Raw genomic sequence first — 13949 nt, forward strand, 5'->3', positions numbered from 1 at the left:
TATTAATCCCCCATACTTAGAAACCTATAGCTTCATGATATTCACCCTAAGAATGTCGACGGATTGTCCTTCCGCACGCAGCCCTATTTTTTGTATGCCTTCAAGTTGGATCGCAGTCTGCATCCGAATGATGTGCCAATTCTCATCTTCAAGCTGCCGAGCACCAATGAAATCATCATTAAGTGTAACCGCCAGCCTAGCACCGTGGTTCCCCCGAACTTCAATCTCTAAGCTGTACACCGCAGGAGAAGTCATCGTACCAGTCTGCACCGTCCATTCATATTGCAACCATTCGGAAGCAGCTAACCTAACATAAAGCAGCTCATCGAGCTGCCATGACTCACCCTTCATATGCTGGAAATTCGGAACCGTTCTTTCACTGTCTACGAAACGGATATCTATCCCATCCATCTGCCGGAAGCCAGTCTTGCTCTCCACTCGCTCAAGATTGCCGAAGCTTACTCCCGCACCTCTGTAACCGTAGAATATGGCCGGAATGCTAACGGGCGCTCTACGGAACAACGCATGAACGACCTCTGAATGATAAGTACAGCGCTCAATAGCCAAGTTGTCCAAATACGCCCATAAAATCCGTTCAGCCGATTGTGCATCCAGCTTGCCGCCCTGCATGTAATCGATGAGCAGCTGCCAATCCTTCGGCAAATTGACCGAGCACGGTGAATTGGTACAGTCCAGCTTCTTCCACGTCCAGAAATTCCATGAGATATCATGGTCCTCATATAAGCGGAACGCCCCGGTAAACCAATCACAATTGTTCTCTCCGCCTTCGCCCATATAGATAGGTACGTCAAGCTCTTCTCGCTTATCCAAGAAGGTCTGTATGCTCTCCGTATCGGGGTTATTCCAATATTTATGGAATTGCAGCATCAGGTTATCATCGATCCGTTCTTCAAAAATCGACCAGTCGGTTGCCCAGTGCGCGCCTTCGAGAATGATCATATGCTGATCGTCGACCTCTCGAATAGCTTGCACGACATCTCGGTACAGCGGCATAATCTGTTCATTGTATTCCGCGAACCAATTCGGAAGCGGCTCGTTCAGCAAATCGTAACCCGCCACAATCCATTCATCCTTATACCGCTCGGCAAGCAGCCTCCAGAGCTGAATAGTCAATCGCCTATTGTGGTCATTCAAGAATAGTTCAGGCAAATCATTCGCCGAATCATCAATATTAGTTCCCGTTTGTCCCCCTGGTGCTCCATGCAGATCCAGGACTGCATACAGGGAGTGCTTTCGGCACCAGCCGATCGCACGGTCAAGCAGCTCCAAGCGGCCTGGCCGCAGGTGAAGCTCCTCACCCTCCTCGATAAGGAATCTCGCATTAATCGGAATTCGAACGGAATTAAACCCCTCGGCGGCCATTTGCGCAATATCCGCTTCCGACGTATAGCGATCATAATAAATATGCCAGAATTCAGCCGCTTTCTCGCAGCCTACCAGCTCCTCTATTATTCGTTCAATACGTCTAGGACGGTCACCCTCATCAGGGAATCTCCACATATATCCCTCTGGCAGCAGCCAGCTCCCCAATCCGACGCCACGCAGCACGATCTCCCTGCCATCGCCGTTTATGAGCTTTTGACCGGAAGCTCTTAGGAATCCGCTCACTTCTTCATTCTTATTCAACTTCTCGTCACCCTCTCTGCATTAACCTTTAATCGCACCCTCCGCTATGCCGCTCAAAATATATTTTTGGAGCACCAAATAGACAGCCATAATCGGAAGCATAGTTAGAACTAGTGACGCTAAGATCGCTGACCAATCGTTATTGTATTCGCCGAACAGCATATTCGTAGAAATCAGCAGCGTATAATAGTCGGATTTCGTCAGCATCAGCAGCGGAAGCAGAAAGTCATTCCACATCCACAGCGCATTGAGAATCGCGACCGTTGCGGTTATAGGCAGCAGCAGCGGGAAAATGATCCTTCCATACAGCCGCAGCTCTCCGCAGCCATCCATGACGGCCGCTTCATCCAAATCTCTAGGAATGGATTTGACGAAGCCATGGTATAGGAAAATCGCAAGCGCTACGCCAAGACCGATATAGATAAAGCCAAGCCCATAGGTCGTGCCCTGCACCTTTAGTTCCTTGGCGATTTTCACAAGTGTGATGAGAATCGAATGAAACGGGATCAAGGAGGATAATACAAACAAACTAAATAAGAATCGGCTTAGCTTGCCAGGCGTTCGCGACATTTTGTAGCCGGCCATAGATGCGAATACGATGATGCCGGACACGCCAATTAGCGTCACGACAACCGTATTAACGAAGCTTCGCAAGAAATCAATTTTCTTGTATGCATCCGCATAGTTAGCGAACGAGACGGATGAAGGAAAAGCAAGCACCTGATTCAGCATTTCGCCATCCGATTTCAACGAATTCAGAACAGCCATATAAATCGGAAACAACGTAATGACGGCCGCAGCAATAAGGAAGAGGAAAATAAAAGCATTGCCTGCGCGGCTTCCCGTCGTTGTGAGAATCGATTTACGCTGAGGAATCATGCCTCCACCTCCCGCTTCTTCATCACCCATAGCTGGATTACAGTCAGTATTAAGACGATAATAAACAAGATTATTGCTTTCGCGCTTGCATAGCCATAACGCTGGTTGAATCGGAAAGCTTCATCAACAATGTTAAGAGCAATCACCTGAGTCGATCTACCTGGTCCTCCGCCCGTAAGCGCATAAACCGCATCGAACACTTTAAACGAAGAGCTCAGTGTAAGAAATATGCCAATCGTTACAGCTGGATAAATCATCGGAAGCGTCACGTAACGGAAGGCTTGCACACTACTTGCACCATCAATGGCAGCCGCCTCACGCAGCGAAGCCGGAACGCCTTGCAGTGCAGCTATATAAATGACCATCTGGTAGCCGACTCCGCCCCATAGCGATAAAATAATGATGGAATAAAAAGAATAAGCGGGATCACCTATCCATGATTGATCTATTAATGCTATCCCCGTATGTTCAGCTAGAATCGGAAGCACCTTTGTGAATATAAACACCCACATGAAACCGCCGATAATGAGACTAAGCATATTAGGCATGAAAAAAATAGTTCGGAACAGTACCTTGCTCCTCTTCCGTGATTCTATAAATACGGCAAGTGTCAAAGCGATGGCGTTCTGCAGAATCACCATATAAATAACGTACTTGAATGTGAAACCTACCGACTTTATGAAGGTTGGATCATTCGTCAGCGCTTCGGCATAATTGGCGAATCCCACCATTTCATAGGTGGGATTCAGTCCGTTCCAATTCGTCAAGCTGTACCACACGCCACCGAAAGCCGGAGCGATTGTGAATACCCCATAGAACAGCAGAGCCGGCAGCACGAAAGCTAGAAGAATGACCGTTTGTTTGTTTTTCCTGATTGTGCTCATCCTCGTCACTCCAATCGGTCATGGCCTTCTTTATTGCGCGCTCTTGATTGCCGTAGCCCATGCTTTGTCCATGCTGCTTATAAATTGTTCCTTCGTTACTTCTTTCGCAAAATAGCTCTGCAACAGCTTTGCTTGTTCATCGGTAACACCGTTAGGCAGCTTGAGATCTTGATAGGCTTTGCCTTTGGCTACATACTCCGATGCTTCGTTAACCCAAGGGAATACTTCGTATTGGTGCACACTGGATACCGGGTTGAATTTCAATTCTTGGAATAAGGCCGATGAATCCTTCGCATCGTAGAAGTAGTTCAGCAGATCAAGCGCTACCTCTTTGTTTTTGCTTGTTTTGGAAACGGCTAATGTAGTGGAGGTCGACAGATTGATCATCGTTCCCGCCTCATTATTGCTGACTGGCAGCGGAGCTACACCAAATTCAAGCTCGGGATTGACTTTCAGAAGCGTCTCCGCGTTCCATGGTCCTTGTACCCACATCGCTGCTTTTCCGTTCGCGAAATCGGTGGAACCCGCTTCATTGCCAACTTCAAACGGCTTGGCCGTACCATTCTCCATAATAAGATCAATAATGTTAAATATATCTGATACGTCCGCATACGACGCTTCGCCTTTATTCATCTTCTCGATCCAATCCTGATGCTCTGACGATATGAGTCCGCCTAAGGACAATGCGGTCATCAGCTGCGGTACCCAGGATTCTTGAAATGCGAGCAGGAACGGCTTTTTATCGGCTTCATTCAGCTTATTTACAACCGCTTTCATTTCATCAAGCGTTTGGGGTGGGGTCAGACCAAGCTCACTGAATATTTTTTTGTTGTACAGATAGCCCCATGACAAGCTCTCAAGCGGCAGTGCCATGATGCGACCCTCATTCATAACCGTGTTCTTAACCGTGTCATACAAGGTTTCGGTCGCTGGCTGTCCGGTCAAATCCTCCAAATATCCAGCTTTATCATAGGTGGTCAGATCATTGGCATGGACGTCGAATATATCAGGTGCATCATCAGACGCCAATCTTGCCTGCAGCACTTGCTTCGCTTGATCAGGATTTGGCATCTCTAGATCGATCGTGACCTCTATATTTTTCTCGGCAAGCTCCTTCGCTTTGAATTGCTCGAAATATTTCTCGAATTGGTCCTTAAATCTCGGTGAACCGATCTGTACTTTTAATTCCACCTTCTGCGCTACTTTGTCACTGTTAACCGTGTTCGTCTCCTCCGACCCGCATGCCGACAGTGTCATAGCGAGCATCGCGCTTGCCAAGCCTAGAACCAGCTTTTTCTTCATACTCAAATCCCCCTAATTGATTCAGTTCATTTCTTCTTTCAGTATAGGCAGACGGGAGTCTTGAATCATTACAGCCGATTAGCGGCTTTTATTGCATAATATTGATAGCGCTTTATTCCGGCTTATTGTTTCTCGCCTCACCTGGCGTAATGCCGAAATGTTTCTTGAAGACGCGGTGGAAATAAGGAAGCTCCGTATACCCGCTTAGCTGCGCCGCTTCTTTGATAGAAATATGCGGCTGCTGCAGCAGCTTCCTTGCGTGTTCCATTCGCCTCCCGATGATGTAATCGGTAATGGTTTCTCCAAGTGCAGCTTTGAAAGTACGGCTCAGATGTTCTTTGCTTATATAGAACTGCTGAGCAACGCTCTCAAGCGAAATCGGGTCCAAAAAATGTTTATCCATATAGGCTTTCACCTCAGCTATGAGGAGATTGCCTCTCTTTTTCAAAGACGCTTCCATTCGGTCAATGATCTCGCTGTACGCCAATCCGATGCTTGCTAACGCTTCGCTGCCATTCGAATAATTCCTTATGGAACATCGAATGAGCGGCTGATATTCCGATTCATACTCATCCAAAAACTGCGCCAGCATGTCTGTGTAATCCTCACTCAGTCTCTCTATCTGCTCAGGGCCTATTCCCGCGGGAAACGTTTCCTCCAGCAGCTTTTCCAACTTCCCAAGCGCCTGCAGCACAGCCGGTTTGTTCAGCTCGAACAAGGCTGCAAGCGCCCGCTGCTTCAGCGATAAATAACGATCAGCCTGCACCGTTGTCGGGAACGGCAGTGGAGAGGTCCTCGTTTTCTCTTCCTTGCTAGCAACGGCTTCCAGTTCTGCTACACATTTGCGCAGCGCAGCAATCAGCTCATCTGGATCAACTGGCTTGAGCAAATATTCGACGGCCTTCGAGCGGATCGCCTGCTTCATATAGGCAAAATCATCGTAGCCGCTCATCACGATAATTTTCACCTGTGGGAATTTCTGATTGAGTTGCTCCAGCAGCTCAACTCCGTCTACACCAGGCATCCGCATATCCGTAATAACGATGTGCGGGGAAAGCTCCTCCATGGAACGCAGACCAGACTTTCCATCTTCCGCCTCGCCAACAACCGATAGATTCATCGTATCCCACTGACCAAGTGCCTTAATAACCGTCCTCGACCAAGGCTCGTCGTCGATAATAAGTACTTTATGCATGAGCATCTTCCCTCCTTGGCACAGGCAGTTTGATTGCAATAATGGTTCCTTGATTAGAGCGGCTGAATATACGCAGGCTTGCACGTTTTCCATAGTGCAGCTTCAGTCTGGCATTGACATTCATTAATCCGATGCCTTTGCTGCTTCTCGGCTTCCCCTTAGCGTCATCAGGCGGCTCCTCCCTTATGGTGAAGCTCTCGCGAAGTTTGTTCCTAATTGCGCTTAGACGCGCCTTATCCATGCCTGCTCCGTTATCCTTAATCATGATCATACAGTCATTCTGCCTTACACTTACCCGGATTAAAATTTCCCAATTGCCCTCTTTGGGCTGAAGCCCATGCTCGAATGCATTTTCCACAAGTGGCTGAAGCGTAAACCTCGGCAGCTCTATACCTGCGACTGTTCCGTCATATTCCATCTTAACGGTGCAGCGCCCCGCAAAGCGCTGCTCTTGAATGAACAAATAATTTCGTATATGTTTCAATTCATCATCCAAAGCGGCAGCGTCATTACCTGAGCTGATGGAGTATCGAAGCAAGTCACCGATGACGTTCGTCAGCTTATAAATTTCCGGCGCACCCTTAACTAGCGCCATGCCGCCAATTAAGTTAAGCGTATTGTTCAGGAAATGAGGATTTATCTGCGCTTGGAGCGCCATAAGCTGCGCATCCTTCACTTCAATTTCCTTGCGGTATTCATTCTCTATAAGCTCCTTCATCCGCTGCATCATCGAGTTATAGCCTCGCTCAAGCAGCCCGATCTCATCATTGCTTACGGAGGTAAGTTCGAACTGCTGAATAGACGCCATACGCATCGTTCTCGCCAGACGGACGATCGGTCTTGTAATCCGTAATGAGACCATAATGGACAATAGAATCGAGGCCAGTGCAAATAACAATCCTGTAACGATGCCTGCTCGGACAGTATTGTTAGCGCTCTCAGTAATGGCGGTTATCGGAAGTGCTTTGATCAATGCAAGCTCTCCATCATCCACGCGTTTAATAAAGAGATAATGACTGTCCGTTTTTTTGATCTGTAATTCCTTATTCAACCTTCCTTCGAGACCGATCAGCTCGGCAAAGGATTTCATACCCTGCAACGGAGCGGCTCCAGTGAGCTGTTCCCCTTCGTCGTTAACTAGGAACACCGAGCTGTTCGCCTCCGATTGCAAAATGGCACCAACGCTCTTCCATACCTCTTCATTAATCCGAACCGACAGCCCACCTAGTAAATGACGATCTGCGAATCGGTTTATACTGTGGAATGCATATATACCATTACCAGATTCCTTGAAATACATATGGATAGGCGCACTCAACATCCGGCTCCAGCTTCCTGTCCGAATATCGAGCGAATAGCTAAGGCCGCTGCTCTCATTATTGACCGAATACACCTTCTGGCTCTCGTGCGTATATAACGCCAGCTCGTCGATTTTTTTGGAATTGGCATAATAGGCCTGTGTCAGCGTGTCCTGCATGTATTTCTGCGTTCGGAACTGTGCAGCGCCGCTCTGGCTGTCGAGCATATTCAACCCGTCGAGCAGCGGCTGATTGACTTGAAGGGAATAGAACAACACTTCGATTTGCCGAATAACTTCATCTAAGTATTGATCTGCAGACAGCATCCGGGAGCGATTGGCTTCTATAATTTCTTTCTCTACCGAGCTCCGGGTATTGTTCATTGCGATCCACGTGACCGTCAGTACTGGCAATGTTGTCAAGCATATCATCAATACCATCAGCCTATAGCGTATGCTGGTGCGCTTCATTTTCTTTTCCCCTTTGCTAAACGAGTTTCCCTCTTCCAGTGTACCAAATCAAAGCCGGCTTTCATTGTCTTTTATTAGCGTTCAGCATTGCATTTTATTGATATATGCCAATGTCCATCCCCCTCAAATGGCTTGACTCGTCATATGTCTCGCAAGGCTCTAGCACAAGCATTATATAAGGGAGTTTCATATTGTATAGAAGACTACTAGAAGAGGAGCTGAATGAAAAATGTCTTGCCAACCCTTTTGTCCAACCGTTCGGGTGTATGATCCTCCAGTCACTGTTGTGAATGACGTGTTCCACCCGCAAATCGTAGAGGTCGTCCACCAAATTAACGTCGTAACACGCCATCATTGCGTCCCTTGCGAGAAGCACCTTTACCAATACTGCTATCAAGATGAAGTTGCTGGCGAACAGGATAGCAACAACTCGAACCGTTCCCATAAACGCCACAAAAGTCATAGAAGCCATAAAAGTGGAAGATCGTATATTTCCAAAGCACAAAAGAAAAAAACGAAATAATAATAGAACGACTAAAAGATGATTCCTGTACAATCATGTACAGGAGTCATCTTTTTTCATCTCAACTATAGACTCTAGTATACAAAAAGATACCCATACACGAACGCTTTTTTCAAAGTGTCGAGTGTATGGGTACCAGCTTATATTTATTGAATGATTAGTCCAAACCCACTTTGAATATAATTGACATTCGGATGGGCAATATTACTTGTCGTTAAGTTGTTAAATGTCGCAGAGCCATTACCCGTATAGGAGTAAATCGCTGCTCCAGGATGCGGTGAAGTGAACCGCGAGGTTAAAATACCGTCTCCTCCAGTACCGTTAATAGTAATGTTGTTGAACACGATGTTTTCAAATCCTCCGCCGTAACCGAATTGGATCGCGCTTCGTTGTGTATTAATAATATCGATATTCGTGAAGGTCACATTTTTGATGGAATCATTGGAGGCTTCCAAATCAATCGCGCCACGTTCGCCATTGTAGAGATCTCTGCTGGTACCGCTGTTAATAATGGTAGTATCCGCGAATAGAATGCCCGTATTGTTCTGGAAATGGTAGCCCGGGAACACCGTGTTCATTCGTATGCCAGAGCCGCCCACCGTGTCGATAATGACGTTGTTAGTAGCCTTATGTCCGCTTCCACCGAAGAATGCAATGGCGGCCGCACGCCAGTTATTCTCGATGGTGTTAAACGAGAAGGTGTTGTTCACACCTGCAGTCGCACCGTTGACGTTACTCGTCCATACAGCCAGACCATCGTCCCCGTTATTGCGTACGCTACTGTTGCGTACGGTGGAGTTGCTCGTTCCCTGCGCGAAGTTAACGCCGTCTGCTAGGTTATTACGGATACGACTGTTCTCGATAACGAGGCCATCTGCATAAATAGCAGGCGTATGCGCATAGTCCCCCACCCAGAATCCACATTCGAAGTGCTCAACCCACACATTGTGGACCCTCGAATTTTTACCTAAATTGTCCATAAATCCTTTGTAGATGGCACCCTCATGATACCGTGAGCGCAGCTTTGAATTCATGTAGATATTGCCGAAATCAAGCTGACCCTCCACTCTGAACGAGATGCCTCCAGAAGCTGAGTTCGGATTGGTAAACTGAATATTCGTATGCCAGATACCCGCTCCAGCAATGGTAATATCATCAATCATGTTGCTGACTGAACCGATTTTCCACATATTCCCGAGATGAAAGGTTCCTTCAGGAATATACAGTGTTTTTCCAGTTGCCACAGCGGCAGTTACCGTTGCTTCAAAGGCAGCAAGGTCATCCAAGCCATCGTTCGCTATTGCGCCATACTCGATTACGGACACGGCATTCACCGGTTTTGCTATGGCAGCAGGAACTGGCTCAATCTCTAGGAAATCTACGCCGTATTCTAAGCTATCAGCATTGCTTTTCTGTATGCGAATGATATCGCCTGGCTGCAAAGCGGAATCTAATTTCCAATGCACTTCATCAAAGCGGAATAACGGGCGACCTCCGGCTGGCGTATCCGCAGGTTGATCGCTTGAGAAGTACTGCCAATTATAATAAGAAGTAAGCGGAATGGTTTTCGCTTTGACACCATTTACATAAACGTCTAGTGAACCACTCAGTCCCATTCCATCAGTTGAATCAGGCATCGTAAATCGCATGGTAACACCTGCCCCGCCTTCACCCTGCCTTACTGTCCATTGCAAGTATGAGCCATTGGAAGGCAGTGCAACATAACGCTGGCCGGAAGCTTCTGAAGCCGTCAGTGTTTGATCGAAGGTTGGCGCAGCTTGCAGACTGGCACCGCCTCCTCTAGTGGCATCATCCGTATCATAACGGCTATACGGCATGCTTGCTCCGCGTGCGGAATAAACGACCAGATTGCTCGAGCTTGTGTTATTCGTCTGCTTGACCGCCAATTCATTCGTATCGGCAGCAATTGTGATGGATACAGTGTAGTTGCCGGTAATTGCTGTCCATGTTCCAGGAATAGCGACATTGACTGATGCGCCAGCCGCTAAAGTACCGGTGTAAGCACCATTATAGGTTTGAATCGTTGTGCCGGCAGCATTTTTCAAAACGACCGCAATGCCATGAGCACCACTGCCAGTAGCGATATTTCCTTGGTTTTTAAGGTTAACGTTGAAGGTTACCGCATTACTCGAGACTGGATTGCTAGGCGTCCATGAAGTCGTTCCGATCAAGTCGGAGCTTGTAACAGGAGCGACCACAAGTGAAGATGTAGCTGTAAAACTGTTGTTAGCATCATTTTGTTCAATAATGACGTTGCTCTCATCTACTTTGGCATTTACCGTATAAGCAGCTGCAGCTTTCGTTCCGGCATTTACAGAAACCGTTGTCGTAGCGCCAGCTGCCAGCGATCCGACAGAAGCGGTTCCCGCAAGCGAATTGTTCAAATAAAAGTTGGCTGTATTTGCTGCTGCGCTTGCATTGCCTATGTTCTTAACAGTCGCGTTCAGAATAATAGCACTTGTTTCGATCGGCGATGACGGTGACCAAATGACATCTGTTATGACTAAATCAGGGTTTGGTGAAGGCGTACCGAATACTTGGAATTCAGCGATCTGTCCTCCAGCGGCCCCTGAGTTAGCTGAAATGTTAAGTTGTATGCGTTTCACCGTAGCCGTGATTGGAATCGTTACCGTATTCTGAGTGGCTGGGTTGAACGTATATGATTGTGCTGATACCAGACTGCTGAAGGTCGTTGTGTTCTGATTAGACCCTAGCACTTGAATGGTTTGTGTACGTGTGCTCCAAGCTGATGAAGGATTCAGCTTTAAAACAATGGAGGTAATGTCATGATTCGCTCCAAGATCAAGTGTCAGAATACTTGAGCTGCCGCCTTCCCAGTAGGTAGCTGCATCGTTATCGTTTGCATTGGCAGCAATAAAGGATTGTGTGATCGTCGCAGCATGAATCGGTTTACCGATTGCAAGGTTCCCGCCTGGAGGTACTGACGGAGTTGCAGTTGGAGAAACCGTAGGAGTCGGAGCAAGCGTTGGCGTTGGCGTCGATGTAGGTATTTGTGTTGGTGTTGGAGTAGGCGTTATCTGTGGAGTTGATGTAGGCGTAGCGGTTGTTGTGGATGCTACCGTGATTTGATCAAGATTAATATTCCCAGAATCTCCAGCATCATATTTATAAGCAATGGTGTTGCTGCCGGCATTCAATTGAAGCACTTCTATGCTAGTACCCCAGTCATCCCAGCTAGCAAAGCTTGGCAGCGAAGTTTGTCTTATTTTCACCCCATTGACGTAAATACTGATTGTTTTGGAGCTTCCGCTTGCATTCGCGTAGGTCAATGTTACATTTCGATTGCCGGCAGCTCCTGCATTTACCGTAAACGTTGTAGCAGCACCCTGCGTCCAGTAACCATCAACAAAGCCAGTGCCGGAATATCCGATATGGTCCGTATTGATTTTTGCCCCGCCGGAAAGCACAGCTGATTCAGCCTGATACGTACCAGTAGGCGTTGGTGTTGCTGAAGGTGTAGGCGTTGGACCAACGCTGCCATAGATCTCAAATTCTGAAATTTGCGCTGCAGGCCAGCCAGTATTGTTAGTTACAACAAGTCGCAAGTAACGAGTGCTTGTAGCCGAGAAGTTGATTGTAACGGAGTTATTCCCCGAAGAAGGATTAAAGACATAGGCTGTCGAGCCAACAAGGTTCGTAAAAGTTGTCCCGTTCGTACTTCCTTCGATAGACAGCGTTTGGGTTCGAGTACCCCAGTCAGCCGGCACTTTTAGAACAACCTGGTCAACGCTTGTAGAAACGCCCAAATCAACTTGAATCCATTGCGGGAATGCTTGGTTCGTACTTTCCCAGTAAGTAGCTTGATTGCTGTCTTTGATATTATTCGGACTATAGGATTGGGATTGGCCGCTAGCTGTTATGTTTTTGCCAAGCGTCAGGTTGGGTCCTCCAGCAGCGAATGCGGGACCGATTGGACCGGCAGCGAGGAAGAAGCTTGAAAACAGCATCGTTAGAATGAGTGGCCATACAGCATACTTTTTATTCATTATACTCCTCCTTAATCGGATGTTGAAACGAAAAACGCATGTACTTGCACTAAAAATGATAGCGTTTTCATTCAGAGAGATAGCAGCGCCGCATTCGTTGTTTGATTAGTACGCTCTTCCCCTCGTGAACATTTACAACATAAAGGTGCTCCCTCCTTTCTAACGCACATTCTCATTATAGAGAGGGATAAGCCAGAGCTATAAGATGCATTCCTACGGAAAATGTATGCAATTCCAAGTGATTAGGAATACCAGCGTCTATAGTCTCAAAAAAAGAACCCGCAGCTAACATGCTGCTGTCGATTTCGTAATCGATTGAACGGCCTCCGAAGTTATACCGAACGATGTCCAGATTCAGTCCCTCTTCACCAAAAACAAGATCCATAATTTCTCTCCTTAGTGCCAGTCCCTAATCCCACGATTACATAGTTCTTATTTCCTAGGAAATACAAATAAGGGCACTGACAGAAGCAATATCGTCAGTACCCTACTATTATTTGAATTTCTTACGAAGATTTATGAGCTACTTCCATCTTGGACCTTACCAATAAGAAATAAGCAAGCATGGCAACTGCACTCGATACGAACAGAATGACACCAAGCGGAACAGCTGTATCTTCACCAGCTATGCCCACTAGAGGAGCAACGACAGCTCCGAGTACGAAAGGAACAACACCGAGAAGCGCGGCTGCACTGCCCGCGTTATGAGCCTGACTCTCCATGGCAAGCGGGAACGCTGCCGTTGATGTAATGCCAATCGAGCTAACAAATAGGAATAAAGGTATCACCAAAGTGATAAGCGGTCCTTGAATGAGCGAAACCACTATTACAGCGATACTCGCCACTAAGGCAAGACATAGGCCAAATAATAGAAAGGTGTGTTCGGACACACGATGTGACAAACGTCCAACAAGCTGTGAACCGATGATTAGGCTAATTCCATTCGATGCAAAGAGCAGAGCGAACTCGGTTGGAGTAGCTCCATAAATATTTTGATAGATAAACGGTGTCCCTGATACATACGCAAAAACGCCGGCTATCATAATACCCTGTGCCAGCATGTAGCCTAAAAACTGACGATCCCGCAAGAGCACACCATAGCTTCGCAGTTGATGTGAGACATTTGAAGGGCTGCGACGTTCAGTAGGCAAGGTTTCTTGCAAACGCCATTTGGTCATGATTAATAAGAAAATTCCCAGCAATGCCAAAGCGATAAAAACACCTGTCCATTTAGACATAGAAATAACGCCGCTGCCTGCAACTGGAGCCACAAGTGGTCCTAAGTTACTGACAAGCAAAAGCAATGAGAAAAACTTCGTAAGCTCATTGCCTCTGTACAAGTCGCGCGCAACCGCGCGAGAGATAACAATACCCGCCGAAGCGACAAAGCCTTGAACAAACCGAAATACAATTAACAGCATGATATTAGGCGCGAATGCGCAGGCTATTGAAGAAACGGCATAAATAGCCATTGAAATTAGCAATGGGATCCGTCTACCATGTACATCACTCAGCGAACCCATCACGAGTTGACCGAAGCCAAGTCCGAGTAAGCAAGCCGTCAGACTAAACTGAACTAGCGAAGCAGTGGTATCGAATTGCTTCACAATTTCCGGGAAAGCGGGTAAATACATATCGATTGTAAAAGGGCCCAACGTGGAAAATAAGCCCAGCAATAGCGCCAATCCAATCGCATGATTTTTATTTTTGGTCATATTAACGC

9 protein-coding genes are annotated in these 13949 nt (G+C 47.0%); all 9 read right to left on the minus strand.

Translation table 11 applies throughout. The features are described from left to right. Positions 1 to 24 precede the first annotated feature (24 nt). Positions 25 to 1647, minus strand: a complete 1623-nt coding sequence (locus FGT79_RS07440) for a glycoside hydrolase family 5 protein (protein ID WP_138752075.1) — start codon at positions 1645 to 1647, stop codon at positions 25 to 27. A 21-nt stretch (positions 1648 to 1668) separates the two neighbouring features. After that, the gene (locus FGT79_RS07445) at positions 1669 to 2526 is read right to left on the minus strand and encodes a carbohydrate ABC transporter permease (RefSeq protein ID WP_138752076.1); all 858 of its coding nucleotides are present in this window, start codon (positions 2524 to 2526) and stop codon (positions 1669 to 1671) included. Then, positions 2523 to 3410: a carbohydrate ABC transporter permease gene (locus tag FGT79_RS07450; RefSeq protein ID WP_138752077.1), complete on the minus strand. Its 888-nt coding sequence runs from the start codon at positions 3408 to 3410 to the stop codon at positions 2523 to 2525. Before FGT79_RS07450 ends, FGT79_RS07445 begins: the two co-directional genes overlap by 4 nt. Positions 3411 to 3440: 30 nt before the next feature. Beyond that, complete coding sequence (locus FGT79_RS07455; protein ID WP_138752078.1) at positions 3441 to 4712, minus strand: ABC transporter substrate-binding protein; 1272 nt, start codon at positions 4710 to 4712, stop codon at positions 3441 to 3443. Positions 4713 to 4824: 112 nt separating this feature from the next. Then, entirely contained in the window at positions 4825 to 5907 is a 1083-nt protein-coding gene (locus FGT79_RS07460; protein WP_171056111.1) for a response regulator, read from the minus strand. Beyond that, on the minus strand, positions 5900 to 7675 hold the full coding sequence (locus FGT79_RS07465) for a sensor histidine kinase (RefSeq protein WP_138752080.1): 1776 nt from the start codon (positions 7673 to 7675) through the stop codon (positions 5900 to 5902). The genes FGT79_RS07460 and FGT79_RS07465 overlap by 8 nt, the downstream gene beginning before the upstream one ends. 669 nt (positions 7676 to 8344) lie before the next feature. Next, complete coding sequence (locus tag FGT79_RS07475; protein WP_138752082.1) at positions 8345 to 12226, minus strand: discoidin domain-containing protein; 3882 nt, start codon at positions 12224 to 12226, stop codon at positions 8345 to 8347. A 175-nt stretch (positions 12227 to 12401) separates the two neighbouring features. Continuing rightward, complete coding sequence (locus tag FGT79_RS07480; protein ID WP_138752083.1) at positions 12402 to 12611, minus strand: hypothetical protein; 210 nt, start codon at positions 12609 to 12611, stop codon at positions 12402 to 12404. 121 nt (positions 12612 to 12732) lie between these two features. Next, complete coding sequence (locus FGT79_RS07485; protein WP_138752084.1) at positions 12733 to 13941, minus strand: multidrug effflux MFS transporter; 1209 nt, start codon at positions 13939 to 13941, stop codon at positions 12733 to 12735. Positions 13942 to 13949 lie beyond the last annotated feature (8 nt).

It is taken from the genome of Paenibacillus sinopodophylli (assembly GCF_005930355.1).
In the GTDB taxonomy this organism is placed as follows: Bacteria; Bacillota; Bacilli; order Paenibacillales; family Paenibacillaceae; genus Pristimantibacillus; species Pristimantibacillus sinopodophylli.